Raw genomic sequence first — 26,234 nt, 5'->3', positions numbered from 1 at the left:
AACAAGGAGAGTGCGATGCAGCCTTTCAGCTTTGCCACCACTGCGCAGATCCTCTGCGAACCCGGCGCGGTGCAGCGCCTTGCAGGTCTGTGCCGTGAACGCGGTGCCAAGCGTGTTTTGATCGTCAGTGACCCGGGTATCGCCCGCCTTGGCATGCTCGATGACCTGCTGCCGGGGTTCACGGCAGCCAAGGTCGGTGTGGCGATCTTCAGTGAGGTTACGGCCGACCCCAGCGAGGCATGCGTGCTGGCGGCCGCCCAGCGCGCCCGGCATATCGGCGCCGATCTGGTGGTGGGGTTCGGCGGCGGCAGCTCGATGGATGTGGCCAAGCTGGTTGCGCTGCTGGCCCACCGCGATTGTTCGCAGCCCATCGCCGAGCTGTACGGCATCGACAGGGCCAAGGGCCGCCGGCTGCCGTTGATCCAGGTGCCCACCACGGCAGGTACCGGTTCGGAAGTGACGCCGATCGCCATCGTCACCACCGGTGCCACCACCAAGATGGGCATTGTTTCGCCGCTGCTGTTGCCAGACCTGGCAGTGCTCGACGCCGTCTGCACCCTCGGCTTGCCATCGGCGGTGACTGCTGCTACCGGTATCGACGCCATGGTGCATGCCATCGAAGCCTACACCAGCCGCCTCAAACGTAACCCGCTATCCAGCCTGCTGGCCCGTGAGGCGCTGCGGCTGCTGGCGGATAACCTTGACCAGGCTGTGCACAATGGCGGCAACCTGCAGGCCCGCCAGGCCATGCTGCTGGGGGCATGCCTGGCCGGCCAGGCCTTTGCCAATGCACCGGTGGCGGCGGTGCATGCCCTGGCCTATCCGCTGGGTGGGCATTTTCATATTCCCCATGGCCTGGCCAACGCGCTGGTGTTGCCGCATGTGCTGCGCTTCAACCTGCCGGTGGCGGCAGTGGACTACGCCGAGCTGGCCGTGCCGCTGCTGGGGGCCCGTTTGCAGCCGGGCGATCAGCGCCAGCAGGCAGAACAATTCGTGGCCGAGCTGGCTGCGCTGAGTAGCCGCTGCGGGTTACCTGACCGCCTGCGCGACGCTGATGTACCGGGTCATCGGCTTGGCCAGCTGGCCGAAGACGCGATGCAACAGCAACGCCTTTTGGTCAATAACCCGCGTGAAGTCACCCAGGCCGATGCGCTGGCCATCTATGAGGCAGCCTACTGATGAGCTACCTCCGGCAACGTGAACACTATCGGCACTTCACGCCTATAACCACCCGATGGCACGACAACGATGTCTATGGCCACGTGAACAATGTGGTCTATTACAGCTTTTTCGACAGCGCCGTGAACCGCCTGCTGGTGCGAGAGGGCGGGTTGGATATCGACCAGGGGAGGGTGATCGCGCTGGTGGTCAGCTCCGCCTGCGACTACCAGGCGCCGGTGGCCTTCCCGCATGACATCGAAGTGGGCCTTGCGGTGGGCCGGTTGGGCAACACCTCGGTGCACTATCAGTTGGCCGTGTTCCTTGCCGGTCAGCCATTGGCCTGCGCCACCGGCCGCTTCGTCCATGTATTCGTCGACCGCGAAGGGCGGCGCCCGGTGCCGGTACCTGACTGCCTGCGGCGCGTGTTGAGCGAACTGCAGCCCCTATCCCCTGAGGAACAGCCATCATGAAAGACGCCGTGATCGTCGCCACTGCTCGCACACCTATCGGCAAAGCCATGCGTGGTGCCTTCAACGACCTGAAAACCCCCAGCATGACGGCTGTCGCTATCCGCGCCGCGGTAGAGCGGGCCGGTATCGAACCGGCGCAGGTCGATGACCTGGTGCTGGGGACTGCCATGCAGAGCGGCACTGCCGCGATCAACCCGGGTCGGCTGTCTGCGCTGGCCGCCGGCCTGCCCCAATCGGTCAGCGGACAAACCGTCGACCGCCAGTGCGCTTCAGGCCTGATGGCCATTGCCACGGCGGCGAAGCAGATCATGGTTGATGGCATGCAGGTGACCATTGGCGCAGGTCAGGAGCAGATCAGCCTGGTGCAGCAGGTGCACAACCAGCTGGCCAGTGAGGCTTATGACCCCGCAGTGTTGCGCATGAGCGAGCACGCCTACATGCCGATGCTGCAAACGGCCGAACGGGTGGCCCGGCGTTATGGCATAAGCCGCGAAGCACAGGATGTCTACGCCCTGCAGTCTCAGCAGCGCACGGCGGCGGCGCAGGCGGCAGGGCTGTTCGCCGCTGAAATCGTGCCGGTGATCGCACGCAAGAAGGTGGTGGACAAGCTGACAGGTGTCGTCAGCCATGAAGAGGTGCGCTTGACCCAGGACGAAGGGAACCGGCCGGCGACGACCCTGGCCGATCTGCAGGGGCTCAAGCCCGTGGTCGAAGGCGGTTGTGTCACGGCCGGCAATGCCAGTCAGCTGTCCGATGGCGCCAGTGCCTGCGTGCTGATGGAGGGGGCGCTGGCGGCGCGCTCGGGCATCACAGCCCTGGGGCTTTACCGCGGTATCGCCGTGGCTGGCCTTGCCCCCGAGGAAATGGGCATCGGCCCGGTATTGGCGGTGCCCAGGCTACTGCGCCAGCAGGGCCTGACGGTAGACGATATCGGGCTATGGGAGCTGAACGAGGCGTTTGCCTGCCAGGTGCTGTATTGCGCCCAGCAATTGCAGATCGACCCGGCGAAACTGAACGTCAATGGTGGCGCCATTGCTATCGGCCACCCCTACGGCATGAGCGGCGCGCGGATGGTCGGCCATGCCTTGCTGGAGGGCAAGCGACGTAAGGTGAAGTACGTGGTCGTGACGATGTGCGTGGGCGGCGGCATGGGCGCAGCGGGCCTGTTCGAAGTGCTCTAGGCCGGTACCCAAGGCCAGCCCATGGCGCTGACCGGGACGCAGGCGCAACTCGCGCCCACAGTGTCCCGGCCAGGGCTGGTTATGAGCCTACAGCAACCGCGTGGCGCGAAGCCGGCTGTGGCAATTGGCGGAAGCCTTCACGGATGGCAGTGATCAGTTCCGCGTCCTTGACGCGGCACAACCCGGGGAACGGTTTTTTGGCATGGGTGAGCACTGCTTCGACGCTTTCCTGGTTGTCGAGGTAAACCTGCCTGATTGCCTGGCTTTCCAGGTCTTTGCTGTCGCTGCAGTTCAGGGCGTGGTGAATGGCGAGGCCCGCGCCAAACGCCAGGGCCGGGGTTGCAATACCGTGCTTGCGAGCAAGGTCGATGCTGCTGAGGATGCGTTCGTTGCGTTGCAGCTTGCGCAAGGGGTCGCGGCCTACCCGGGCGCAGGGGTCTTTGAACGAGGTTTTGCAGCGCTCTAGAAATGCCTCGGCAAAGCGGCTGACCACCTCGGCCATCTGTGGGTATTCGGCCACCAGTGCGGGCGCGACCTCTTGGCGAATCAGGCGCTCGGCCAGTTCACTCACCCGCGCATCGCCCATGCCCTGGCCGACCCAGGCATGGCCCAGCAGGCTGGCGTACCAGGCAACGATGGCGTGCGGGCCGTTCCACAGGCGGTTCTTGATGATCTGGATCTGGGCGATGTCTGGCACTGTCTTCACCTGGCGCAGGCGTTCGAGCAGATCGCTGCCGCGTTCGGCGTAAAGCGGCATGTCAGCTTCGCTGTTGAACAGCACCAGATGCAGCTGGCTCATGGCGCTGCTGGGCTGTGCAAAAGGCCTGAAGTGGCCGATCAGCCGTTCGTACTCCGGTAGCGGCGCTGAAGGTTTGCGGGTGTTTGCAGGCTCGTCTTCCAGGCTGTTCTGGAACATCTGCGACTTGATGCGCAGTTGCCGCACCAGCGCGTCATTGCCCAGTTTGGACACGATGCGGCTGACCACCGTTTCGGCGAAATGGGTCTTTTGCATAACCTGCTCGCTGATCGCAGGCGGGCACAGTAGCGACAACTCGGCTTGCACATGACGCCGCACGAACGCCGCACCGCCAACCTTGTTCAGCACGATCAGCAGGGTCAGCTCCCGGCCTCGGCGCTCGAAGCGTTGCAGCAGGCCTTGGGCGATCACCCTGGCCTGGCTTCTGATGGCCTGCTCGGGCAGGCTCAGGCCGATGATTTCGGCAGTGGTGTACATGCCGATGACGGCGTCGTCGTCATCCATGTCGATCATGCGCACGTTGTCGATGGTCTGGTCGAACGACGTGGCACCGTAGCGCACGCTGTAGCGGCCGAAGGCGCTGACGCTTTCGCGCAGCATGCGCGAGCGGGTTGCGGCAATGATTTCACGCGGTCGGGTGTAGCCGTCCCAATGGGAAAATACCTGCGTCAGGTAACCGCCGCCGATGGCGCCGAAACCATGAATGCCCACGCTGAACTGGTTCATCGAGGCCGGGAACGGCTCGCTCAATGCAGGCATGCCCAGGTCGGGTACGCACTCGCTCAGGTCGGCGAGAAATTCATGCATGCTGCGGTAGGCTTTGAGCGCGCCTGCCTTGATTTCCGGCGCAGGCGGCTTGATGTCCTCGATCAGGATCGCCTGCCCTTCGGCGCGCATCGCTGACAGCATGCCGTTTTCCGAGTCCTCGACCATGAAGCACTGGCCTGGCTCGCAATTGAGCGCGCGGGCGGCTTTCAGGAAAATCTCGGGGTGGGGTTTGCCTTGGCTGACTTCATCGCCACAAACGGTGATGTCGAAGTACTTCAGCACGTTGGCGTTGATCAGGTATTCCTCGGCGATGGCACGGCGGCTGGAGGTGGCCACCGCCATGGTCAGGCCTGATTTGCGCAAGCGCTCCAGCACCTCCAGCAGGCCGGCCTTGATTGGTACGCCGTGATTGCGCACGTACTCCAGCTCAAGTTCATCCGCGCGTTGGCGGATTTGTGCGTACGGGAAGTCTTCGCCGTTATGCGCCTTGGCGAGGGCTTCGGCCTTTTTTGCGCTCAGGCCCAGCGAGCCAATCAGGGTCTGCTCGCTCAGCGCTTTGCCGAAGATTTCCAGAGAGGCTTGCTTGAGTGTCCTGAAGCGCAGGCGCTCGGTGTCGAAGAGGGTGCCATCCATATCGAAGATGGCGCTGAAAATCTGTTTACCGTGAAAGAAAAGCATTGGCTGTTGCCCCTTGTCGTTGCGTCAGGCATCCCGCCTGTAACAGGCGAGTACGGTGTGTGAGCTGCAGTGGGGGCAGTCAGGTCGGGGGCACACGTTCGACAGGGGGACGCTCAGGGGTGACACAGAGGTAAGGCGGGGCGGAGCGGGGTGTGCAGAGGAGGTTGGCAACCGTTGCGGCGAGGCGGGTGGCGCGTTTGGCCTTGAGGTCACGCCCACTGGCTGCAGTCGGTTTCGCAGGCAGTGGGCGCAAATAGCGATGGATACGTGTGATTCCAGGCATGAGGTGCTTTGCTTCCTTTTCGTCATGGGTGATCCTTTTTCAGCCTTGCACGTATGCGCCGCGACATGCAAGGCTTGGCCTCCCGCTCGCATTGCGCAACAAGGTGAACCCCAATGACCCAAGCTACCGACCAGGCCTTTTACGATCGTGCCGATGCGCACATCGAACTGGCGAACCAGCAGATCGAAAAGTTCGAGGACCTGGGCAAGGTAAGCGCCTCGCTGACCTTCGGTGCCGCGCGCTTCAGCGCCTGGATGAGCGCCCGCAGCTTCAAGAGCGGCGCGGAGCTGGGAGCGGCACGGGAAGAGATTTTGAAGTACTTCTGTGATCAGTACCGGATGATGCTCGAGGACAACCTCGATGAGCATATCGAGCATTTTGACCGGTACATGCTGGGCAAGAACGACTAAGCCAGGTGCGCCGCTTCCCTCAGCGATTTGGCCATTTCTGCAGCAGGATCGAAACGAATTTCTCCGCAGCCGGCGACAGTGATGCGCCGCGCCGGTACACCAGCCCTAGCGTGCGGGTGACTTGCGGCTCGATCAACGGCACGCTCACCAGCGTGGGGTGGTCGGCATTGGGCATGGCCAGGCTGGGCATGGCCGACACACCCAGCCCGGCCTCGACCATGCCCAGTGACGTGGACAGGTGTTGCACTTCGTAGAACCACTTGGGCCGCAGGTTGAGCCCGGACAACGCATGGTCCAGCAGCATGCGGTTGCCACTCAGGCGGCCGACGCCGATCAGGCGGTAATCAGCCAGCTCTGTCCAGGTAACGGAGGCGCGATTCGCCAGTGGGTGGTCACGCCGGCAGGCCAGTACAAAGTGCTCCTGCACCAGCGAGACAAACTCGATGTCCGGGTGCTGGCCACTCATCATGTTGATGCCGAAGTCGGCCTCGCCGCGCAGTACGGCTTCTAGCCCGTCGTTGGCGCTAAGGTCCAGCAGGCGAATGCGGATTTTCGGGTATTGCTCGTTGTAATCGCGGATCACCGACGGCAGGAAGTAGAACGCCGCAGTAGGAATGCAGGCGAGGGTAACCTGACCGGTCTGGCGCTCGGCCAGCTCGCGGATGCTGAGGATCGAGTCTTCAAAATCATCCAGCAGGCGCCTGGCCTTGGGCAGGAAGTCGCGGCCCACGCTGGTCAGGCTGACCCGGCGAGTGGTGCGTTCCAGTAGCGAGGTGCCCAGGCCTTCCTCCAGTTTCTTGATCCGCCGGCTCAGGGCCGGCTGGGACAGGTGAAGCGCTTCTGCGGCCTCATGAAAACTGCCCAGTTCGGCGATTTTCACGAAAGATCTGATGTCTTGCAGCTCATATTCCATAAGAAACCTTCGACTGGCCTGGCGCTATATTGATGTTTGAATCGCAATAATAGCTACGATATTTGCATTGGATTGATTTATCCATCCCTGTCACTCTTTTGCTCACAGCATCAATGATGTCCATTGATCAACAAGAGTGCGAAATCATGCAACGAATTCCTTGCGTACTCATGCGCGGCGGTACCTCCAAAGGGCCGTTCTTCCACGCCTGGGACCTGCCTGCCAATGTGGTCGAGCGCGACGAATTGCTGATCAACCTGATGGGCTCTGGCCATGAGCTGGAAATCGACGGCATCGGTGGCGGCAGCCCGCAGACCAGCAAGGTGGCGATCATCAGCCCGTCATTGCATGCCGACGCCGACGTCGACTACCTGTTCGTGCAGGTGATGGTCGCACAGCGCCGGGTCGATACGGCCCCCAACTGCGGCAACATGCTGTGTGCGGTTGGGCCGTTCGCCATCGAACAGGGGTTGGTAAAAGGCCAGGAAGGCAAGACCTTGGTGCGCATTCGCAACCTCAACACCGGCACCTTCGTCAATTCGCTGGTCGAAACGCCCGGCGGTATCGTGCGCTACGAAGGCCGCACGGCGATCGATGGGGTACCGGGCACTGCCGCCCCGGTGCACCTGACCTTCCTCGACGCGGTTGGCAGCAAGACCGGCAAGCTGTTCCCCACGGGCAAGGCCCAGGATGTAATTGATGGCGTGCCGGTGACCTGCATCGACATGGCCATGCCGATGATGGTGGTAGAGGCCAGCCAGCTGGGGGTCAGCGGCTCGGAAACCCCTGCTCAGCTAGACGCCAACAGCGCGCTGCTCGAACGCCTGGAAGCGTTGCGGCTGAAGGCCGGAAAGGCCATGGGCCTGGGCGATGTCAGTGGCATGGTCATCCCCAAGCCAGTGCTGGTGTCCAAGCCGCGCTACGACGGCACGCTGCAGGTTCGCTATTTCATGCCACACAACTGCCATCGTGCCTTGGCGATCACTGGAGCCGTGGGGCTGGCGACTGCCTGCGTCAGCCCTGGCACCGTGATTGCCGACCTGTTGGGCGAAGGCGCGCAGCAACTGGCCGAGGTCCGCCTGGAGCACCCAAGTGGCGGCATCGATGTTGCGCTGACGCGCAGCGGTGCCGATGGCCAGACCATCCAGGCTTCGGTGGTGCGAACCGCCCGGCGGCTCTTCTCAGGGTTCGTCTACGCCCCTACATTCCGCAGGTTGGCCGGGTAGTTCCAGGCACCGATCCAGACCTGCACATTCGTAACAAGCGCATCCGCACAATTTCAACAATGGGTGATGCCATGAGACTCGCCAAATCGCTGTATTTCCAGATTCTCTGCGCCGTCCTGCTGGGCGTGGTGGTCGGACACTTCTGGGCGCAACAGGCCGTGGCCCTCAAGCCGCTGGGTGATGCGTTCATCAAGCTGATCAAGATGATGATCGCGCCGGTGGTGTTCTGCACCATCGTCACCGGCATCGCCGGCATGACCGACAAGCGTTCCCTGGGCCGCTTGATGAGCAAGACCCTGCTGCTGTTCCTGGGTCTGACGGTGGTCAGCCTGGTGATCGGACTGGCGGCGGTCTATCTGTTCAAGCCAGGTGCCGGCATGAACATCGATCCTGCCACCTTGAGCACGGCGGGCCTGAGCCAGTACACCGCGTCGGCTGCCAAGCTGAGCGTGGTGGACTTCTTCATGCACATCATCCCGGACACCTTCATCGGTGCCTTCAACAAGGGTGAGGTCTTGCCGGTCCTGTTCATCGCCGTACTCAGCGGTTTCGCCCTCTCGTCGATGGGCGAAAAGGGCAAGCCGGTACTGGACGTGCTGGAGTCGGCCTCGACCATGGTGTTTCGCATCTTCGGCTACCTGATGCGCTTTGCCCCGGTCGGCGCTTTCGGCGCACTGGCATTCACCGTGGGCCAGTACGGGATTACGTCCCTTGGTGCGCTGGCCAAGCTGGTGGGGACGTTGTACATCGCCTGCGCCTTCTTCGTGCTGGTGGTGCTCGGTGGCATCTGCCGCGCCCATGGCTTCAGCCTGTGGAAGTTGCTGCGCTATTTCCGCGAAGAGTTCCTCGTGGTGCTGGGTACTTCCTCAACCGAGCCGGTGCTGCCGCGCATGCTCGAGAAACTCGAGAAGCTTGGGTGCAAGAAAGGCGTAGTTGGCCTGGTGCTGCCCACTGGCTACTCGTTCAACCTGGACGGTACTGCCATCTATCTGTCGTTGGCAGCCGTGTTCATCGCGCAGGCCTGCAACATCGACCTGAGCCTGGGCCAGGTAGTCACCATGCTGGCGATCATGCTGCTGTCCTCCAAGGGCGCGGCAGGCGTCACCGGCAGCGGTTTCGTGGCCTTGGCCTCGACCCTTACCGTGATCCACGACATTCCCCTGGCCGGCCTGGCCCTGTTGATCGGGGTCGACCGCTTCATGTCGGAAGCCCGTGCGCTGACGAGTCTTGCCAGCAACGCAGTGGCGACGGTGGTGGTTTCGCTGTCGGAAAACGCCTGTGACCGCCAGACGCTGCACAGCCGCCTGAATGGCGAGCCGGTGGTCAGCCCCGTCGCTGAAACAGCCGACTGGGTCGCCGAACCGCGCCGCCACGGCTGAGCCTCGACACCCTCAAGCTTTTTGCAGGCCCCCACCAGGCGTTGCCGGGTGGGGGTCAGGGGGCCGTCTGCGCTGCAGGTGGCCACGTAGACAATAAAAACAAGAGAACAAACCATGCTCGCACTTCTGGGCCTGATCATGGTGGTGACCTTCACCTACCTGATCATGAGTAAACGCCTGTCCCCGATCGTCGCGCTGACCATCGTGCCGATTGTTTTCGCCCTTGTTGGCGGTTTCGCGCCAGACCTGGGCAAGATGATGCTCGATGGGCTGAAAATGGTCGCACCGTCTGCCGCGCTGCTGCTGTTCGCCATCCTGTTTTTCGGCCTGATGATCGACGCCGGCCTGTTCGACCCGCTGATCCGCAAGATTCTCAAGCGGGTGAATGGCGACCCGATAAAGATCGCCATCGGCACCGCCTTGCTATCGCTGCTGGTGGCGCTGGACGGTGACGGCACCACGACCTACATGATTACCTGCGCCGCCATGCTGCCGCTGTACAAGCGCATCGGCATGAACCCGATGATCCTGGCGACCGTATCGATGCTGTCATTGAGCATCATGAGCGGCATGAGCCCGTGGGGTGGTCCCGCCACCCGTGCCATTGCAGCGCTCGGCCTGGATGCGACCGAATACTTCATTCCGATGTTGCCCACCGTCATCGGTGGGGCGGCATGGGTCGTGTTCACCGCCTACCTGCTGGGCCGTGCCGAGCGCCGGCGTATCGGCAATATTGCCCTGGAGTCCGGTGGCGGCAACTGCTACATCAAGGAAATCCTCGGCGACAATCCGCACAAGCGCCCGCGCCTTGCCTATGTGAACCTGGTGCTGGTGATCGCCGTGATGACCGCGCTGGTGCTGGGGCTGATGCACGCGGCCATCCTGTTCATGATCGGTTTCGTCGCCGCACTGATGATCAACTACCCGCAGCTGGACCTGCAGAAAGAGCGCATTCTCGCCCATTCGGGCAACGCCATGACCGTGGTGCTGCTGGTGTTCGCCGCGGGCATCTTTGCCGGTATTTTCTCGGGTACCAAGATGGTCGATGCATTGGCCCAGACGCTGGTGGACTGGATCCCGGAAGCGTGGAGCCACTGGTTCCCGCTGGTGGTGGCGCTGACCAGCATGCCGCTGACCTTCGTGCTGTCCAACGATGCGTACTACTTCGGCGTTGTGCCGATCCTGGCCAATGCCGCGGCCGCGTACGGCATCGACCCGGTGGAAATCGCCCGCGCCTCGGTGCTTGGCCAGCCGGTTCACCTCATGAGCCCGCTGGTGGCCTCGACCCTGCTGCTGGTGGGCATGGTCGACCGCGATATCGGTGATTTCCAGAAAGCCACCTTCAAGTGGGCCGTGCTCACCTCTCTGGTGATCACTGCGCTGGCACTGCTGACGGGCGCCTTGTCCTTCATGGTTTGAAGCACCCAGGGCGCCGCTCGGCGCCCCGCTGACTCACCCAAGAACAACAACAGAGTAACCATCATGTCCCGATTTCTTTTCCGTGGGGCCACTTGTGGCCTGCTGTGCGGCTGGCTGCCTGTGGCCGGTGCCGCCGGTTTCATCGAAGACAGCAAGCTCAAGCTGCAGTTGCGCAACGTGTACTTCAACGAGAATTTCCGTGACGAGCAGGGTATGAGCGCCCGCGCCGCCGCCACTGCCAAAAGCGAGCGGGTGGAATGGGCTCAAGGCTTTCTGCTCGATTACCAGTCCGGGTTCACCCAAGGCACCCTCGGCCTGGGTCTCGACGCCTTGGGCCTGGTCGGCTTCAAGCTCGACTCCGGCCGTGGGCGCAGCGGCACCGGGTTGCTGCCAGTGCATGACGATGGCCGCGCGGCCGACGAATTCGCCAGCGCCGGTATCACGGCCAAGGCCCGCCTGGGCAGCACCGTGGTCAAGCATGGCACCTTGCTGCCCAAGACGCCGGTACTGGTGTACAACGATGCACGCCTGCTGCCGCAGACTTACCAGGGAACCCAGCTGACCAGCACCGACATCGACAACCTCACCCTTACCGCCGGCCACCTGGATCGCTTCAAACAGCGCGACTCATCCGATAGCACCGGGTTGTACCTGGACGGGTATGGCGGCCCAGCGTCTGGCGACTTCAGCTTCGCCGGTGCTGACTACGCCGTCAGCAAGCAACTGCGCCTGAGTTATTTCCATGGCGAGCTCGAGCATTTCTACCGCCAGGACTTCGCCGGGCTGGTGCACGATCTGCCGCTGGGCGGCGGTGTGCTGACCACCGACCTGCGTTACTTCAAAAGCCGCGACAGCGGTACGGCGTATGGCGGTGGCATCGACAACGACATGTTCAGCGGCCAACTGTCGTACGCCCACTCCGGGCATACCGTCGGCGCAGGTTACCAGGTGCTCGACGGTGAAGCGGGGCTGCCGTATATCAGTGGGGCAACGGTCTATTCGTTCAGCAACGTCGGCATCGGCAAGTTCATCGAGGAAGAAGAGAAGACCTGGATGGCCAGCTATGCCTACAACTTCGCTGCCGCCGGGGTACCGGGGCTGACCTTCATGACGCGCTACCTGAGTGGCGACAATGGCCGTTCAGGTAGCGAGGGCATCAAAGAATGGGAGCGTGACGCCGAGATTGCCTACGTGGTGCAGGGCGGACCGCTGAAAGGGCTGGGCGTAAAGCTGCGAAACTACGTGTATCGATCAGATTTCGCCCGCGGCCGAGACAGCAATCGCCTTTACCTGACCTACGATATCGCCATCTGGTGATGGCGCAGGCCGGACAAGATATCCGGCCCTGAACCGCCTGAGGCGCCGTGGTTCAGCGGCGCAGCAGGCGAGAGACCACCAGTGTGACGGCGGCGGTGATGGCCAGTGCGGCGAAGGGCTTTTCCTTGACGAACGAGGACACCGTGTCCAGGGTGTCGCCGTAGGTCTTGGTCACCTGGCCTGCGGCCTGACGCGCATCGCCTTCGGCTTCCAGCGCCGGGTCTTCGACCAGGCGACCTACGGCGCTTTGCGCCTTGCCAGCCAGGTCCTCTGCTACACCTTCGATCTGTTCGCGTTTCATGATGGCTTAGTTCCTTCCTGTGAGCGGCTTTGGGTTAACAGCACAGGGTTAGGGCGGTGAATCGTCGCAATGGTTCAAAGCGACTGTTTGTCACCTGCAGGTCATGCGCGCCGGCAAAGGGTCGCACCTGGCATGAGCGCGCGAGGTTAGCGCGCCTTCTTTTCGAGGATCCGCGCCCCGGTCCCTTCCTTGCCCAGCACATCCTCGGGGTTGCGCAGCGGGCAGTCCTCCAGCGACAGGCAACCGCAGCCAATGCAGTTGTCGAGGCTGTCGCGCAGTGCTTCCAGTGTGCGAATGCGGGCATTCAGGTCTTCGCGCCAGGCCGTGGACATCTCGCTCCATTGTGCGGCCGTGAGCTTGCTGTTGGGGGCATAACGGCTGAAGGCCTGTTTGATTTCCTCAAGCGGAATTCCCGTGCGCTGGGCTACCTTGATGATCGCCAGGGTACGCAGCACCAGCGAGGGATAGCGGCGCTGGTTGCCTGCCGTGCGGACGCTGGCGATCAGCCCCTTGGTTTCGTAGAAGTGCAGCGCAGATACCGCCACGCCGCTGCGCTTGGCCACCTCACCCACTGTGAGCATCCGTGTGTTGTCCGCTGCCATGCCTGTTGACCTCAAGTAAAGTTGAGCTCTTATAGTCCTGCCCGATCTTCCCTGCAACCGCTTTCCCTGTGATCGGAGCTGTGCATGAACAAACGGACGTTACTGGCCTGGGCCGGCGCTGTTGCCGGTGCGCTGGCCGCTGCCTATGCGCTGGTGGGAAGCGGCTCGGCGCCGCCCGCTGCGGCGGTGTGGCCGGCGACCAAGGTGGCGCTGGCCACGGCCGAGCAGGTGCAACTGGCGCGGCAGCGCTTTGCTTCGGGGGAGTTGGAGGCGGTCAACCAGGTGCAGGTGGCGGCCGAGATGGCAGGGCGTATTACCCGCATCGCCTTCGAATCGGGGCAGACAGTAGCAGCCGGGCAGTTGCTGGTGCAGCTCAACGACGCGCCCGAGCAGGCCCTGCGCGTGCAGTTGCAGGCCAGGTTGCGTAACGCTGACGTGGTGCTGCAGCGCAGCCGCAAACTGCGCGCGATGAATGCCGTGTCGCAAGAGCTGCTGGACAACGCCGCCACTGCCGTGGACGTGGCCCGTGGTGAGCTGCAGCATGTCGAGGCGCTGATCGCGCAGAAGGCCATTCGTGCTCCGTTCGCCGGCAAGCTCGGCATCCGCCGTGTGCATCAGGGCCAGTACCTGGGCGCTGGCGAGACCATCGTCAGCCTGGCCGACATCAGCCAGTTGCATGTGAACTTCGCCTTGGGCGAGCAGGCCGCCCCCGAAGTGCACGCCGGGCAGGTGCTGGCACTGACGGTGGACGCGGTGCGTGGGCAAGACTTCCAGGCCCGGGTGGTGGCGGTCGACCCGGTGGTCAGCAAAGCACGCCTTGTGCAGGTACAGGCGGCCTTGCCGAACCCGCAAGGGCAGTTGCAGCCGGGTATGTACGCCGGCGTGCGGCTGGATGCTGCGCAGCCTTCGACCGTGCTGGCCGTGCCGGAAACCGCGATCACCTACACCGCCTATGGGCAGACGGTGTTTGTCGCGACCCAGGACCCGCAGCATGGCACCCGGGTGAGCCGGGTGCAGGTAACCACCGGTGAGCGCTGGCAGGGGCGGGTGGAAATCACCTCCGGCCTGACGCCCGGTGACCGTGTGGTGGTTTCCGGCCAGCTGAAACTGAGTGATGGCATGCCGGTCGAGCCAGTGGCGCAGGACAGCCTGCAGGCCAGCCAGGGAGGGCGGCAGTCGTGAAGTTTACCGACGTCTTCGTGCGCCGCCCGGTGCTGGCGCTGGTGGTCAGCAGCCTGATCATCCTGATGGGGCTGTTTGCCATGGGCAAGTTGCCGATCCGCCAGTACCCGTTGCTGGAAAGCTCGACCATTACCATCAGCACCGAGTACCCCGGTGCCTCCGCCGAGTTGATGCAGGGTTTCGTGACGCAGCCGATCACCCAGGCGGTGTCGTCGGTCGAGGGCATCGACTACCTGTCCTCGTCGTCGCAGCAGGGGCGCAGCCTGATCACCTTGCGCATGGTGCTCAACCGCGATTCGACCCAGGCGCTGGCCGAAACCATGGCCAAGGTCAACCAGGTGCGCTATCGCCTGCCGGAAAAAGCCTACGACCCGGTGGTGGAGCTGTCGGCAGGCGACTCCACTGCCGTGGCCTATGTGGGGTTTGCCAGCGACAGCCTGTCGATACCGGAACTGAGCGATTACCTGTCGCGGGTGGTGGAACCGCAGTTCTCCGGTATCGACGGCGTGGCCAAGGTGCAGTCGTTCGGCGGCCAGCGCCTGGCCATGCGCCTGTGGTTGGACAGTGAGCAGATGGCCGGGCGCGGGGTGACGGCGGCGGACGTGGCGCAGGCGGTACGTGCCAACAACTACCAGGCAACGCCGGGCCAGGTGCGCGGGCAGTACGTGCTGGCCGATATCCAGGTGGACACCGACCTGACCAGGGTCGAAGACTTCCGTGAGCTGATCATCCGCAACGATGGCACCGACCTGGTGCGCCTGCGCGATATCGGCACCGTCGAGCTGAGTGCGGCGGCCACGCAGACCAGCGCCACCATGGACGGCAAACCTGCCGTGCACCTGGGGCTGTTCCCCACGCCCAGCGGCAACCCTCTGGTGATCGTCGAGGGAATTCGCCAACTGCTGCCACAGATCCAGCAGACCTTGCCGCCTGGCGTGAAAGTGGCGCTGGCCTATGAAACCGCACGCTTCATCGATGCGTCGATCCATGAAGTGCTGCGCACCTTGGTGGAGGCGATGCTGATCGTGGTGTTGGTGATCTGGCTGTGCCTGGGTTCGCTGCGCAGCGTGCTGATCGCGGTGGTGGCCATTCCGCTGTCGATGCTGGGGGCCGCGGGCCTGATGTTGATGTTCGGTTTCAGCCTCAACCTGCTGACCTTGCTGGCGATGGTGCTGGCCATCGGCCTGGTGGTGGACGATGCCATTGTGGTGGTGGAAAACGTGCACCGGCATATCGAGGAGGGCAAGTCGCCGGTCGCGGCAGCATTGGCCGGGGCGCGGGAAATTGCCGGGCCGGTGATCGCCATGACCCTGACCCTGGCGGCGGTGTATGCGCCCATTGGCTTGATGGGCGGACTGACCGGCACGCTGTTCCGTGAGTTTGCCTTGACCCTGGCGGGGGCGGTGATCGTGTCCGGCATTGTGGCGCTGACCTTGTCGCCGGTGATGAGCTCGCTGTTGCTGCAAGCCGGTCAGCAGCATGGGGCAATGGCCACTCTCGCCGATCGGTTGTTTGGTACGCTGAGCGGGGCCTATGGACGGGTGCTGGCCTACACACTGGCACACCGCTGGATCAGTGGCGGCGTGGCGTTGCTGGTGTGCCTGAGCCTGCCCTGGCTGTACCTGCTGCCACAGCGCGAGCTGGCGCCGCCCGAGGACCAGGCGGCGGTGCTGACCGCCATCAAGTCGCCGCAGCATGCCAGCCTCGAATACGCAGAACGCTTTGCGCTGAAGCTCGACCAGGTGATGAAGTCCATTGCCGAAACCACCGACACCTGGATCATCAACGGCACCGACGGCCCGGCCGCCAGTTTCGGTGGCATCAACCTCAGCGCCTGGCAGGCGCGCGAGCGTTCCGCCGCACAGGTGCAGGCGCAGTTGCAGCAGGCCGTTGCGGATATCGAGGGCAGCAGCATCTTCGCCTTCCAGGTCGCGTCGCTGCCGGGCTCCAGCGGTGGCCTGCCGGTGCAGATGGTGCTGCGCAGCGCCCAGGATTACCCCGAGCTGTTCCAGACCATGGAAGTGCTCAAGCAACGCGCCCGCGACAGCGGCCTGTTCGCCGTGGTGGACAGCGACCTCGACTACAACAACCCGGTGGTCAAGGTACGCGTGGACCGGGCCAAGGCGGCGAGCCTGGGTATCAGCATGCAGGCCATTGGTGAGTCGCTGGGCGTACTGGTGGGCGAGCAGTACCTCAACCGCTTCGCCCTGTTCGGGCGTTCTTATGACGTGATCCCGCAGAGTATCCAGGACCAACGCCTGACGCCTGCGGCGCTGAGCCGCCAGTATGTGCGCGCCGAGGATGGCAGCCTGGTGCCGCTGGCCACGTTGGTGCGCCTGGATATCGAAGTGGCACCCAACCGCCTGTTGCAGTTCGATCAGCAGAACGCCAGTACCCTGCAGGCGATCCCGGCCCCGGGTGTATCGATGGGCAACGCCGTGGCATTTCTGGAACAGCTCACCGCCGAGCTGCCACCGGGCTTCAGCCACGACTGGCAATCGGAATCGCGCCAGTATGTGCAGGAGGGCTTTGCCTTGATGTGGGCATTTCTCGCCGCCCTGGTGGTGATCTACCTGGTGCTGGCGGCGCAGTACGAAAGCCTGGTCGACCCCCTGATCATTCTGGTGACCGTGCCGCTGTCGATCTGCGGTGCGCTGCTGCCGCTGGCGCTGGGCTGGGCCACGCTGAACATCTACACGCAGATTGGCCTGGTGACGCTGATCGGCCTGATCAGCAAGCATGGCATCCTGATGGTGGCGTTCGCCAACGAGATTCAGGTGCGCGACAACCTCGATCGTGCCGCCGCCATTGTTCGTGCGGCGCAAATACGCTTGCGGCCAGTGCTGATGACCACGGCGGCGATGACGTTTGGCGTGCTGCCGCTGCTGTTCGCCAGCGGCGCCGGCGCCAACAGCCGTTTCGGGTTGGGAGTGGTGATTGTGTGCGGGATGCTGGTGGGGACCTTGTTCACCTTGTTCGTGCTACCGACGATCTACGCCTGGCTGGCACGCGATCACCGGGTGAGCACGGCGCGGGCGAGGCAGTTGGTCGAAGCTGAAAGGCAACTGGGGGCGCTTTAGGGGCAACGGCCTGTTCATTGGCTGAAAGTTGCACCATCCCTGCACGAGCGGGTTCAGGCGGGGGAGCGGTCGCGGCGCATCTGGGTGACTAAGGTAAAGCGGTCATCCGGGTGCACGGTCTCGGAAACCGCCATCAAATCACCATTTTCCTCGCGGTAGTGGCGGATGATCTTCAGCCCCGGCGAGCCCGCCTCGGCCTTCAGCACCCGGGCCATTTCCGCTGTCAGCAACACCGCGCGCACCTGCTGGTCGACCACTGCGATTGCCCGGCCATAGTGCTGTTCGATCAAGCCGGCAATCAGCTGGTCAGGGTGCTCGCGGGCCAGCTCGATGACCGCGGTGTAGTCGCGCTGTGCATACACGTCGGTCCAGCACAGCGGCGCGCCATCGTGCTGCCGGTCGACGCGGATGCTCGACACGCAGAAGTAATGCTCCCCCGGCACCAGCCCCAGCCTCGCCGCCTCGCTCAGGTCGGCGACAAAGTGGCGCACGCCCTGAATTTCCCGCTGCTGTGTGTCTGCCAGGTGCGCCAGCTCAGCCACGCTGGCCAACGACTGCGAATAGCCGCCGCGTGGGCTGCTGGCCTCCACCCGGGTGCCCACGCGCTTGCGCCGCGACACCAGCCCTTGGGTGAGCAACTGGTCGATAGCGGCACGCACCGTGTGCCGGCTCACATTGTAAAGGTCGCACAGCTCGAACTCGGTCGGCAGCAGGCTGCCCACCGGGTAGCGGCCGCTGGCAATCGCTTGCATCAAGTCCTTTGCCACGGTGGAGTAGCGCGTTGGGTTCATACCTTTGCTCGGGCTCGCCAGTTTCATCGGTTGACAGTGTAACAGCGGCCGAATGCCGAACGCTCCGGCCGCCCACAGAGGTCAATGCTGCTGCCTGGCCCGCAGCAGCAGCGCTGCCAGGGCACACCCGACCAATGCCAGGCACGCCAGGTAGAACGCATCACTGTAGGCCATCAGGTAAGCCTCTCGCCGAATGGTCGCCGCCAACGCTTCCAGCATTTGCTGCTGATGCGGCAGCCAGCTTTGCACCGTCTGGTTGATGCGCGCCTGCACGCTTGGCTCGAACAGCGTCACCTGCTCGTGAATGCGCTCACTGTGAAAGCGTTCACGGGTCGCCACCAGTTGCGTCAACCCGGCCGTGCCGATGGCGCCACCCAGGTTGCGCAACATCGAAAACACCGCCGAGGCTGAGCCGGCTTCACGCTTGTCCAGCCCGGCCACCGCCAGCACCGATAACGCAACCATGATGAAAGGCTGGCCAATACCACGCACCACCGTGGACGGGATGATCACGTTGTCGGCACTGTCGGCGCTCAGGCTGGCCCCCAGCCAGCAGCCCAGCGCCATGATCAAAAAGCCGCTGGCGACCATGAACTTGGCACTGGTCCAGCCCATCAGCCGGGGCATCAACGGCGCCAGCAGCAACTGCACCACGCCATAGGCGATCAGCGCCACGCCCACGTCGTGCGCGCTGAACCCCTGCAACTGCGAGAGGTAGTTGGGCACCAGGAACACCAGGCCGAACGTGGCAGCGCCAAAGATGAACATCGCCACGCTGGCAACGCCGAAGTTGTAGTGCCCCAGCAAGCGCAGATTGATGAACGCGCGCTGGCCGAACAGCTGGGTCACCACGAACACCACCAACGCAATGGCGGCGACCACGCTCATGCCGACGATGAGCGGCGAGCCGAACCAGTCCAGCCGGCCGCCTTCTTCCAGCACGATCTGCAAGCCGCCCAGGCCGATCACCATGGCCGCGATACCCAGCCAATCACCTTTGCGTAACAGTTCGAGCTTCATCGGCTTGGCCTCGATCGACCAGGCGATGGCCAACAGCAGCGCAATGCCGGGGAAAAGTTGCAGATAGAAGATCCAGCGCCACGAATAGGCATCGGTCAGCCAGCCGCCAATCGACGGCCCGGCGGCCTGCGCCACGCTGTTGGCCAGGCTGAACAGCGCCATGCCCATGGCCATCTTGCTGGCCGGCAGTTCGGTGATGATCAGCTGGAACGACAGGGGAATCAGCACCGCGCCCGCAGCCCCCTGGATCACCCGGATTACGATCATCGCCTCCAGGTTGGGCGCCCATGAGCAGGCCACCGAGGCGATCAGAAAGATGAGCGAGCCGGTCCACATGACCCGGCGCAGCGAGAACACGTCCACCAACCAGGCCGTCAGCGGAATCATCACGATTTCCGCCACCAGGTAGGCGGTGGAGATCCATGAGCCTTCCTCGAAGCTGGCACCCAGCGAGCCGCGGATTTCCGGCAGTGCGGCGCTGGTGACATGCACGTTCATGCCCGCCATGAAGCAGCCGAACAGGCCGCCAAGCACCGCTACCCAGGCACGCAGCGAGACCGTTTGCTCAGTGCGCATCGGCGACCTCTGCGGGGCGTGTGTCGACTGTACTGACCACCGACATGCCGGGCAGTACCTGCGGGCCATCCAGCGGTTTGTCGAGCAAAATGCGCACCGGGAAACGCTGGACGATCTTGGTGAAGTTGCCGGTGGCGTTGTCCGACGGCAGCAAGGCGAAGACATTGCCCGAGGCTGGCGAAAAACTGGCCACATGGCCATGCAGTGGCTGGCTGGCGAAGCTGTCGACCCGTATTTCTACCGGTTGCCCGGGGCGCATGCGGGCCAGTTGGGTTTCCTTGTAGTTGGCCACCACATAGGCTTGCTGCAGGGGCACCACAGCCAACAGCGGCTGGCCCGGCACCACGTACTGGCCGGTGCGCACGCGGCGCTGGCCGACCACGCCAGTGATCGGCGCGCGGATCACGGTGTCCTGTTCGTCCTGCTCGGCGAGCTGCTGGTGGGCCTGGGCGCGTGCCAGGGCCGCTGCCCGTTGTTGCAGTTCGGCCTCGGCCTGGGCTGACCGGGCCTTGGCCATGGCCAGTTGTGAGCGTTGCTGGCGCAGCGCGGCCTGGGCACCTTGCAGCGCGGCTTGTGCCTGGCTGGCATGGGCACTGGCGGTTTCCAGGCGCTGCACGGTCGCTGCGTCGTCACGCACCAGGCCACGGTAGCGTTGGACATCCAGTTCACTGCGACGCTGTTCGGCGGTGGCGCTGCGCACGACGGCCTCGGCCTGCAGAATGGCTTGCTGTTGCTGGTCGATGCGCTCGGTCGCTACCTGTTGGCTGGCCTGGGCGGCGGCCAGTGCCGCCTGTGCCTCGGTCACACCAGCCCGGGCCTGGTCGAGGCGGGCGCGGTAGTCGCGGTTTTGCAGGCGCACCAGCACATCGCCGGCTTTCACCGGCTGGTCGTCAGCCACCTCGACCTTGGCTACGTAGCCCGCCACGCGTGGGCTCAGCGCCACCCAGTCGGCGCGGACGTAGGCATCGTCGGTGGTTTCCAGATAGCGGCCGGTGCCGAACCAGTAGCTGGTGAAGGCCAGCAGGGTGATTGCGGCCAGGCTGCCGCTGGCGATGACTGCCAGGCGGCGACGGGTTTTAGCGCTCGGCCGCTGTTCAGTTTCGGCGGGTGAGGGTTTGTCTACGGCAACATTCATGGTTGGTTTCCAATCTCGAATTGGGCCTGCTGGCTGTCGGTTGTGGGAGCCACTGTCTTGCTCAATTTCTAAAAGCTGGCGCGTGTGGGAGCGGGCTTGCCCGCGAACACGGGCGAAGCCCGTGCCATCCACCGCGGTGTATTCTTCGCGGGTAAACCCGCTCCTACAGTGGGCGGTGCTCGCTGTTGGTCTTGCTTCTTGCTACCACCGCCCGCCCAGCGCGCGGAACAGGTTTACCTGCGCTTGCGCCAGGCGCCCTCGGGCTTCTGTGTGGTTGGCCCGCAGGCTGATCATTTCGCGCTCGCTGTCGAGCAGGGCCAGCCCGTCTACGGTGCCGGCACGGTAGTTACCCTGGGCCAGGGCAAAGCTGTGCTGGCTGTGCGCCAGGGCTGCGTCCAGCGCCTGCAACCGTTGTCGCTCGCCGTCGTAGCGGGCCAGTGCCTGGCGCACGTCTTTCAGCGCGCTCAGCGCTACGCCGCGGTAACGGGCGACCTGCGCCCGCTGCAATGCCTCGGCCTTGCTCACCCGTGCGCGGTTGGCTTTCAGGTTGGGAAACTCCCAGCGGATCAGCGGGCCAATGCCGAACATCACCGCGCGGCTGTCGCCGAGGTTGGCAAGGTGATGGTCCGAAGACGTCAACGAAGCGCCGAAGCTGACCTTTGGGTAAAGGTCGGCCCGCACGATGTCGGTCTCCAGGGTGGCCGCCTGCAGTTCCCGTTCGGCCTGGCGCACATCTGGCCGGCGTTCGAGCAAATGCCAGCCATCGCCAGCCGGCAGCGGCACCGACAGCGTGGGGATGGCTACGCAGGTCGTGGCCTCGGCCACCGAGGCCTGGCCACTGAGCATGCTCAGTTCGTAAAGCGCCATCTGCCGCCGGGCTGAGAGCATCGGCAGTTGCGCACGCACCTGTTCCCGCAAGCCCAGCAGGCGCTCGCTGTCGAGGGCAGTGGCCACACCGGCCTGGCGCTGACGCTGGCTGAGTTGCACGCTGTGGTCGAGGGTTTGCAAGGCCTGCTTCGCTGCCTCCAGGCGCGCCGCGTAGGTGCACTGGTCGATGTAGGCGCGGGTGGTCTGGGCGACCACCTGCAGGCGTACCAGGTCTAGCGCCGCAGCGCTGGCTTCGGCTTGCACCCGGGCACGTTGGATGGCGGCGCGTACCTGGCCCCAGATATCCACCTGATAGGCCAGTTCGATGCCCGGGTTGAATTGCCATTGCGACGGCGCGTTGCTGTCGGTCGCCTCGGCCAGCGTCTGGTCATCGGCGCGCCTGCCATAGGTAGCGGCAACGCCCATGTCGGTAGACGGCCAGCGCCTGGCGTCGAACTCGCCGATGCCGGCCAGCATGGCCTGCACGTTGGCCTCGGCCTGCGCCAGGCCTTGGTTATGCGCCAGGGCTTGCTGTACCCAGCGATTGAGTTGGGGGTCTTGATACAGTGCCCACCAGCGTTCGGGCAGGGGCTGTTTGCTGACGCCGGCCGGCATGTTCACCAGCGGGTCTGCCTGCAGCGCTACAGCGGGTTCGGCAGGTGTGGGTTGGTGGCCGCACGCTGCGAGTGCAGCAAGCATGCCGAGGGCTGTTGCAAGCCGGGCAGGGCCGGGAAATGAGTGCAGTAAGGGCATCACGATTGTCGCTCAAGGGTCGTGACACGAGGTTAACGAGGGTTGCATGGGCGTCGCTGTCGCAAGCGGGACAACCCTGCGCGCAAGCGGGACAACCTGAGGCTCAGTACTCGCGCGCGGTACCGGCTTGCCAATCACTCGGCGCATAGCCGAGGATGCGCTTGAACATGGCAGTAAAGGCGCTGGCGCTCTGGTAGCCGTGCTCCAGCGCAACGTTCAGGATCGGCTTGCCATCGGCCAGGCACTGCTGGCTGAGCATCACCCGTGCACGGGCGCGCCATTGGCCATACGACATGCCCACCTCGCGCTGGAACAGCCTGGCCACACTGCGGGCACTCATGTTCAGTTGTGCGCCGCATTGCTCCAGGGTCAGGTCCTGGGCCGGGTCCTGCAGGAAGCGCTCGCACCAGGCACGCAGGCGTGCGTGCTGCGGCGTAGGGACGAAGGCATCGATGCGCCGGGCGGCGGCGAGTTCGTACAGGATCAGCGCCCGAGCATGCGCACCGTCGCGCAGGTTCAGCACCCGTGACGCCGCCAGGATCAGTTCGCGCAGCAGGCCGGACACGACGATGACCTGGCAGCGTTCGATGTGGGCGTCGAGCAGCAAGGTGCGCATGCAGACCACGCCTTCCATGCGGATGGCATGGCTGACCCCGGCGGGCATCCACAAGGCATGCCCGCCGGGGATCACCCAGCTGCCGCCTTCGCTGCTGACCCGCATCACGCCGCTGGCGGCGTAGATCAGCTGGTCTTCGGCGTGGCAGTGGCTGGCCACTTCATCGCCGTGTCCGTAGTCCCTTTCCAGTGCTTGCATGCAGGCCATCCTCGTTATTGGATCCAATTATATCGAGGCGACCCTGTGCCGGGTTGCGAAGTGTGGGCTACGAGCGAATTGCCATGATTAGAAATGGCTGTAAGGCGATTTTTTATGGTTAATTATTGCTGTGAAGTCAGCGACTACAGCTTGAAAGTGGTGAGTGTTGTTAAATCCAGACATCGCTCTCTGCTGTGCGATTCCCCCCTTCATGACCGGTATTCAGAATGCCCCGCGGTTCGATCATCATCAGTTTCGCTTCGCCTTGCGCAGCGGTCCGGTGCTCGACGCCGCGGGGCACAACATAGAGTTCCCCGGGGTTCACATGCACGCAGCCATCCGGCAGGTCGATACGCAGGGTGCCTTCCAGCACCAGGAATGCTTCGTCGGTCTCCGGGTGCGCGTGCCAGATGAATTCGCCTTCGATGCGCACGACCTTGAACTGGTAATCGTTCATCTCGGCAACGACCCTGGGGCTCCATTGCTGTTCGATAAGCGCTGCCTTGTGGACCAGGTTCACTGGCAGGGAGGGATGTGGGTGACGGGATTCAGGCATGACAGTTCCTCGGAAAGTGGAGTGGTCAGCCTATCGCTCCGGGCGAGTCCGGTTCTTGTACGATCCTGCAAGCCTGTTCTCACGGGGTGCGCGGGCGCCTGCGGTAACTCAGCGTGACGCTCGCAAACGCTCCAGCCAGCGTAAGGGCGGTACGCCGTAGCAGCGGCTGAAGTGCCGGGTCATGTGGCTCTGGTCATGAAAGCCTGCGGCAAGGGCGGCGTCGACCAAGGTGAAGCCGTCCAGGATCATTCGGCGCAAGCAGTCGAGGCGGCGCAGGGTGACAAAGCGATAGGGGCTGGTGCCGTACAGCGTGCGAAAGTCCCGCGACAGGCTCCAGCGTTCGCGGCCACTGGCCTGTTCCAGCATGTCCAGTGTTATGCCCACATGCAGGTGTTCCATGATGAAGGCTCGGGCGCGTTCGGCTGCCTGGTAATCCAGGTGCTTGCGCCCGCGCGGCTTGCCGCCGACGGCCCGCAAGGCGATCGCCAGGTCATACAGGGCGTCCTGTTCTTCCAATGGTTCCAGCGCGTGGTCCACTGCCTGTACGAACGCTTCGCTGGCGTGGTACAGACGCGGGTCGCTGGACAGCCCGCCAGCGATGAAGGGCAAAGGCTGACCACCCAGCACGTTCTGGATCAGTGCCGGGTCGACGTAGGCCATGCGGTAGCGAAAGCCTGCGTCGGTGCCGGCCATGCCGTCATGCAGTTCGTCCGGGTGCAGCACCAGCGTGTTGCCCGGTATGCCGTGGCGCAGCGAACCTTTGTAGTGGAAGCTTTGCACGCCGGCCAGCGTACGGCCGATCGAATAGGTATCGTGGCGATGCGGGTCGTAGCCGTGGCTACCGAACCAGGCTTCGATACGCTCGATACCGCCCGGTTGGGCACTACGGATGACCCAGTCGGACGGCGGTAGGGGCTTCGCTTTGCGGGCCATCGCGGTCAGTGCCTCCTGCTCACGCCCGGGTGGGCAGGCTCATGTGCAGCAAGGGGAACGGGCGACCTTCGCCATCCAGTGGTGAACGGCCAGTCTGGACGAAGCCATAGTGCTGGTAGAACGCTGTTGCCTGTGGGTTCTGCTCGTTGACATCGACACTCATCGCACTGCGTGACTGGCGGCCGAAATCCAGCAATGCACGGCCAATGCCCTGGCGGTGGCGCGCTGGGTCGACGAAGAGCATTTCCACATGGTTTTCATTGAAGCCGATAAAGCCCAGTGGCTGGTCATCGGTGTCTACCGCAACCCACAGCTCGACGGCCGGGAAGTACACGTCGCGCAGCTGTGGCAATAGTGCGTCGATGTCGGAGGGTTGCAGGAAGTGGTGCGTCGCGCGAACAGCGCGCAGCCAGATGTCGAGCAGCTGCGGGTAGTCTGCAGCGATGCCTTGGCGAATGATCATGGTGTCATCCTGAGTGTATTGATGGCGGATGGGCGCGCCAGTGAGCGGCGGCCATGCAAGTGTCGGCATCATGAATGCCCGCTTCGCGAGTCAACGCCTGGGCGGTGCACGGCAGGGGAGGCCGGAAGGGAAGAGAGCGGAAGATTACCCCGGTCGCGCAGTAGGGGGCAATGGCGATTGCATAGGGTGCAGTGCAGGTTTCGACTCGGCTAGGATGCATGTCGATGCTGGTATTGAACCCTAACAACAAGCACGGCCCGGGAGCGCCCATGAACCGCAACGAACTGCGCAAAGCCGATATCAACCTGATGGTGGTGTTCGAAGCGCTGATGCAGGAACGCAACCTCACCCGTGCCGCGGAGAAGCTGTTCGTCGCCCAGCCCACGGTCAGCGCCGCGCTGGCCAGGTTGCGTGCGATGTTCAACGACCCATTGCTGGTTCGAGTGGGCAACCGCATGGAGCCCTCGGCCAGGGCCGAAGAGGTGATCAAGTACCTCACGCCAGCCTTGGATGCGATGTCTGTCGCCCTCAGCATGACCCATGATTTCGACCCGCTGACCAGCAAGATGACCTTCCGCATCGGCTTGTCCGATGATGTCGAGTCGGGCCTGCTGCCGCCGCTGTTGCGGGCGCTGCGGGTGGAGGCGCCAAACGTGGTGGTGGTCGTGCAGCATGTGGACTACTGGCGCATTCCGGACCTGCTGGCGGCGGGCGACGTGACGGTGGGTATCAGCCAGACCAAGGGCCTGCCTGCCAATGCCAAACGCAAGGTGCTACGCACCCTGCAAGCCAGGGTAGTGCGGGCCGACAAGTCCAGCACGCCGCTTTCACTGGATGAGTTTTGCCAACGTCCGCATGTCCAGGTTTCCCCAACCGCCAACACCCAGGGTGTGGTCGATGACTGGTTGAAAGACATCGGCCGTGAACGCAAGGTGGTGTTGTCGGTGCCGCAGTTCAGTTCGCTGCCGGCGATTCTGGCCGGTACCGACCTGCTGGCCTGTTGCCCGGACTATGCCGCACAGGGTATGGAACGCTGGGGCAACCTGCAGGCCGAGACGCTGCCGTTCGAGACTGCTGCACTGGAGCTGGCCATGGTCTGGTTGAGCACTACCGACAGCGACCCGGCCGAGCGTTGGCTGCGTAGTCGCCTGGAGCACTACATGGGCGGACTACGGGAAGCGGTCATGGGATGATGGCTT

General features: G+C 63.8%; 23 protein-coding genes. 11 read left to right on the top strand and 12 right to left on the bottom strand.

Annotated elements, in window-relative coordinates; translation table 11 throughout:
- Window positions 1-15 precede the first annotated feature (15 nt).
- The 3 genes from ACI7M0_RS18620 to ACI7M0_RS18610 are packed head-to-tail and all read left to right on the top strand — an operon-like array spanning window position 16 to window position 2,812.
- Complete coding sequence (locus ACI7M0_RS18620; protein ID WP_129933081.1) at window positions 16-1,179, top strand: iron-containing alcohol dehydrogenase; 1,164 nt, start codon at window positions 16-18, stop codon at window positions 1,177-1,179.
- Entirely contained in the window at window positions 1,179-1,631 is a 453-nt protein-coding gene (locus ACI7M0_RS18615; RefSeq protein WP_020192318.1) for a thioesterase family protein, read from the top strand. The genes ACI7M0_RS18620 and ACI7M0_RS18615 overlap by 1 nt, the downstream gene beginning before the upstream one ends.
- Window positions 1,628-2,812: an acetyl-CoA C-acyltransferase gene (locus tag ACI7M0_RS18610; RefSeq protein ID WP_129933079.1), complete on the top strand. Its 1,185-nt coding sequence runs from the start codon at window positions 1,628-1,630 to the stop codon at window positions 2,810-2,812. Before ACI7M0_RS18615 ends, ACI7M0_RS18610 begins: the two co-directional genes overlap by 4 nt.
- 79 nt (window positions 2,813-2,891) lie before the next feature.
- Here the strand turns inward: ACI7M0_RS18610 and mtlD are convergent, their stop codons facing one another.
- Entirely contained in the window at window positions 2,892-5,015 is a 2,124-nt protein-coding gene (mtlD, locus tag ACI7M0_RS18605; RefSeq protein ID WP_129933077.1) for a bifunctional mannitol-1-phosphate dehydrogenase/phosphatase, read from the bottom strand.
- Window positions 5,016-5,411: 396 nt separating this feature from the next.
- On the opposite strand from mtlD, the gene ACI7M0_RS18600 reads away from it, so the two are divergent.
- On the top strand, window positions 5,412-5,708 hold the full coding sequence (locus ACI7M0_RS18600; protein ID WP_004577437.1) for a DUF3144 domain-containing protein: 297 nt from the start codon (window positions 5,412-5,414) through the stop codon (window positions 5,706-5,708).
- Between the two features lie 19 nt (window positions 5,709-5,727).
- On the opposite strand, the gene ACI7M0_RS18595 is transcribed toward ACI7M0_RS18600, so the two are convergent.
- The gene (locus ACI7M0_RS18595) at window positions 5,728-6,621 is read right to left on the bottom strand and encodes a LysR family transcriptional regulator (protein WP_003247268.1); all 894 of its coding nucleotides are present in this window, start codon (window positions 6,619-6,621) and stop codon (window positions 5,728-5,730) included.
- Between the two features lie 146 nt (window positions 6,622-6,767).
- On the opposite strand from ACI7M0_RS18595, the gene ACI7M0_RS18590 reads away from it, so the two are divergent.
- The 4 genes from ACI7M0_RS18590 to ACI7M0_RS18575 all read left to right on the top strand — a co-directional run bounded on the left by ACI7M0_RS18590 (window position 6,768) and on the right by ACI7M0_RS18575 (window position 11,962).
- Window positions 6,768-7,847: a 4-oxalomesaconate tautomerase gene (locus ACI7M0_RS18590; RefSeq protein ID WP_020191614.1), complete on the top strand. Its 1,080-nt coding sequence runs from the start codon at window positions 6,768-6,770 to the stop codon at window positions 7,845-7,847.
- A gap of 71 nt (window positions 7,848-7,918) precedes the next feature.
- Window positions 7,919-9,226, top strand: coding sequence for a dicarboxylate/amino acid:cation symporter (locus ACI7M0_RS18585; RefSeq protein ID WP_129933075.1), 1,308 nt, complete (start codon window positions 7,919-7,921; stop codon window positions 9,224-9,226).
- 114 nt (window positions 9,227-9,340) lie between these two features.
- A complete protein-coding gene (locus tag ACI7M0_RS18580; RefSeq protein WP_104887274.1) occupies window positions 9,341-10,645 on the top strand; it encodes a CitMHS family transporter in 1,305 nt (434 codons plus the stop codon).
- A gap of 63 nt (window positions 10,646-10,708) precedes the next feature.
- Window positions 10,709-11,962, top strand: coding sequence for an OprD family porin (locus ACI7M0_RS18575; protein ID WP_020193320.1), 1,254 nt, complete (start codon window positions 10,709-10,711; stop codon window positions 11,960-11,962).
- A 52-nt stretch (window positions 11,963-12,014) separates the two neighbouring features.
- Here ACI7M0_RS18575 and ACI7M0_RS18570 read toward each other — a convergent pair whose 3' ends face one another.
- Together ACI7M0_RS18570 and soxR are read right to left on the bottom strand one after the other, a co-directional pair.
- A complete protein-coding gene (locus ACI7M0_RS18570; protein WP_003247275.1) occupies window positions 12,015-12,263 on the bottom strand; it encodes a CsbD family protein in 249 nt (82 codons plus the stop codon).
- Between the two features lie 146 nt (window positions 12,264-12,409).
- A complete protein-coding gene (soxR, locus tag ACI7M0_RS18565; RefSeq protein WP_003247276.1) occupies window positions 12,410-12,865 on the bottom strand; it encodes a redox-sensitive transcriptional activator SoxR in 456 nt (151 codons plus the stop codon).
- An 84-nt stretch (window positions 12,866-12,949) separates the two neighbouring features.
- Between soxR and ACI7M0_RS18560 the strand changes: the two genes are divergently transcribed.
- A complete protein-coding gene (locus ACI7M0_RS18560) occupies window positions 12,950-14,047 on the top strand; it encodes an efflux RND transporter periplasmic adaptor subunit (protein ID WP_104887275.1) in 1,098 nt (365 codons plus the stop codon).
- A complete protein-coding gene (locus tag ACI7M0_RS18555; protein WP_129933858.1) occupies window positions 14,044-17,127 on the top strand; it encodes a MexW/MexI family multidrug efflux RND transporter permease subunit in 3,084 nt (1,027 codons plus the stop codon). Before ACI7M0_RS18560 ends, ACI7M0_RS18555 begins: the two co-directional genes overlap by 4 nt.
- 53 nt (window positions 17,128-17,180) lie before the next feature.
- On the opposite strand, the gene ACI7M0_RS18550 is transcribed toward ACI7M0_RS18555, so the two are convergent.
- From ACI7M0_RS18550 to ACI7M0_RS18515, 8 genes are all read right to left on the bottom strand, one after another.
- On the bottom strand, window positions 17,181-17,918 hold the full coding sequence (locus tag ACI7M0_RS18550; protein WP_129933857.1) for a GntR family transcriptional regulator: 738 nt from the start codon (window positions 17,916-17,918) through the stop codon (window positions 17,181-17,183).
- 81 nt (window positions 17,919-17,999) lie between these two features.
- Window positions 18,000-19,514 (bottom strand): DHA2 family efflux MFS transporter permease subunit, encoded by a 1,515-nt coding sequence (locus ACI7M0_RS18545; protein ID WP_014591831.1) that lies wholly within the window; start codon window positions 19,512-19,514, stop codon window positions 18,000-18,002.
- Window positions 19,504-20,649, bottom strand: a complete 1,146-nt coding sequence (locus tag ACI7M0_RS18540; RefSeq protein ID WP_129933856.1) for an HlyD family secretion protein — start codon at window positions 20,647-20,649, stop codon at window positions 19,504-19,506. Before ACI7M0_RS18540 ends, ACI7M0_RS18545 begins: the two co-directional genes overlap by 11 nt.
- A 201-nt stretch (window positions 20,650-20,850) precedes the next feature.
- Window positions 20,851-22,269, bottom strand: coding sequence for an efflux transporter outer membrane subunit (locus ACI7M0_RS18535; protein ID WP_129933855.1), 1,419 nt, complete (start codon window positions 22,267-22,269; stop codon window positions 20,851-20,853).
- A 103-nt stretch (window positions 22,270-22,372) separates the two neighbouring features.
- Window positions 22,373-23,083: a helix-turn-helix transcriptional regulator gene (locus ACI7M0_RS18530; RefSeq protein WP_129933854.1), complete on the bottom strand. Its 711-nt coding sequence runs from the start codon at window positions 23,081-23,083 to the stop codon at window positions 22,373-22,375.
- Window positions 23,084-23,252: 169 nt separating this feature from the next.
- On the bottom strand, window positions 23,253-23,639 hold the full coding sequence (locus tag ACI7M0_RS18525; protein ID WP_010953073.1) for a cupin domain-containing protein: 387 nt from the start codon (window positions 23,637-23,639) through the stop codon (window positions 23,253-23,255).
- A gap of 108 nt (window positions 23,640-23,747) precedes the next feature.
- Window positions 23,748-24,572 (bottom strand): AraC family transcriptional regulator, encoded by an 825-nt coding sequence (locus tag ACI7M0_RS18520; protein ID WP_129933853.1) that lies wholly within the window; start codon window positions 24,570-24,572, stop codon window positions 23,748-23,750.
- A gap of 19 nt (window positions 24,573-24,591) precedes the next feature.
- The gene (locus tag ACI7M0_RS18515) at window positions 24,592-25,035 is read right to left on the bottom strand and encodes an acetyltransferase (protein ID WP_020191951.1); all 444 of its coding nucleotides are present in this window, start codon (window positions 25,033-25,035) and stop codon (window positions 24,592-24,594) included.
- Between the two features lie 269 nt (window positions 25,036-25,304).
- Here ACI7M0_RS18515 and ACI7M0_RS18510 point away from each other — a divergent pair, with 269 nt between their 5' ends.
- Window positions 25,305-26,228, top strand: a complete 924-nt coding sequence (locus ACI7M0_RS18510; RefSeq protein WP_064490993.1) for a LysR family transcriptional regulator — start codon at window positions 25,305-25,307, stop codon at window positions 26,226-26,228.
- Window positions 26,229-26,234: the final 6 nt, after the last annotated feature.

It is taken from the genome of Pseudomonas sp. 10(2024), from assembly GCF_045164175.1.
GTDB lineage: Bacteria > Pseudomonadota > Gammaproteobacteria > Pseudomonadales > Pseudomonadaceae > Aquipseudomonas > Aquipseudomonas alloputida.
Note: the sequence above shows the minus strand (reverse complement) of the source record. Positions and strands in the feature narration are given on the sequence as shown.

Coding starts and splice junctions, on each gene's coding strand:
- ACI7M0_RS18620 (WP_129933081.1), top strand. CDS start 16: ATGCAGCCTTTCAGCTTTGCCACCACTGCGCAGATCCTCTGCGAACCC.
- ACI7M0_RS18615 (WP_020192318.1), top strand. CDS start 1,179: ATGAGCTACCTCCGGCAACGTGAACACTATCGGCACTTCACGCCTATA.
- ACI7M0_RS18610 (WP_129933079.1), top strand. CDS start 1,628: ATGAAAGACGCCGTGATCGTCGCCACTGCTCGCACACCTATCGGCAAA.
- mtlD (WP_129933077.1), bottom strand. CDS start 5,015: ATGCTTTTCTTTCACGGTAAACAGATTTTCAGCGCCATCTTCGATATG.
- ACI7M0_RS18600 (WP_004577437.1), top strand. CDS start 5,412: ATGACCCAAGCTACCGACCAGGCCTTTTACGATCGTGCCGATGCGCAC.
- ACI7M0_RS18595 (WP_003247268.1), bottom strand. CDS start 6,621: ATGGAATATGAGCTGCAAGACATCAGATCTTTCGTGAAAATCGCCGAA.
- ACI7M0_RS18590 (WP_020191614.1), top strand. CDS start 6,768: ATGCAACGAATTCCTTGCGTACTCATGCGCGGCGGTACCTCCAAAGGG.
- ACI7M0_RS18585 (WP_129933075.1), top strand. CDS start 7,919: ATGAGACTCGCCAAATCGCTGTATTTCCAGATTCTCTGCGCCGTCCTG.
- ACI7M0_RS18580 (WP_104887274.1), top strand. CDS start 9,341: ATGCTCGCACTTCTGGGCCTGATCATGGTGGTGACCTTCACCTACCTG.
- ACI7M0_RS18575 (WP_020193320.1), top strand. CDS start 10,709: ATGTCCCGATTTCTTTTCCGTGGGGCCACTTGTGGCCTGCTGTGCGGC.
- ACI7M0_RS18570 (WP_003247275.1), bottom strand. CDS start 12,263: ATGAAACGCGAACAGATCGAAGGTGTAGCAGAGGACCTGGCTGGCAAG.
- soxR (WP_003247276.1), bottom strand. CDS start 12,865: ATGGCAGCGGACAACACACGGATGCTCACAGTGGGTGAGGTGGCCAAG.
- ACI7M0_RS18560 (WP_104887275.1), top strand. CDS start 12,950: ATGAACAAACGGACGTTACTGGCCTGGGCCGGCGCTGTTGCCGGTGCG.
- ACI7M0_RS18550 (WP_129933857.1), bottom strand. CDS start 17,918: ATGAACCCAACGCGCTACTCCACCGTGGCAAAGGACTTGATGCAAGCG.
- ACI7M0_RS18545 (WP_014591831.1), bottom strand. CDS start 19,514: ATGCGCACTGAGCAAACGGTCTCGCTGCGTGCCTGGGTAGCGGTGCTT.
- ACI7M0_RS18540 (WP_129933856.1), bottom strand. CDS start 20,649: ATGAATGTTGCCGTAGACAAACCCTCACCCGCCGAAACTGAACAGCGG.
- ACI7M0_RS18535 (WP_129933855.1), bottom strand. CDS start 22,269: ATGCCCTTACTGCACTCATTTCCCGGCCCTGCCCGGCTTGCAACAGCC.
- ACI7M0_RS18530 (WP_129933854.1), bottom strand. CDS start 23,083: ATGCAAGCACTGGAAAGGGACTACGGACACGGCGATGAAGTGGCCAGC.
- ACI7M0_RS18525 (WP_010953073.1), bottom strand. CDS start 23,639: ATGCCTGAATCCCGTCACCCACATCCCTCCCTGCCAGTGAACCTGGTC.
- ACI7M0_RS18520 (WP_129933853.1), bottom strand. CDS start 24,572: ATGGCCCGCAAAGCGAAGCCCCTACCGCCGTCCGACTGGGTCATCCGT.
- ACI7M0_RS18515 (WP_020191951.1), bottom strand. CDS start 25,035: ATGATCATTCGCCAAGGCATCGCTGCAGACTACCCGCAGCTGCTCGAC.
- ACI7M0_RS18510 (WP_064490993.1), top strand. CDS start 25,305: ATGAACCGCAACGAACTGCGCAAAGCCGATATCAACCTGATGGTGGTG.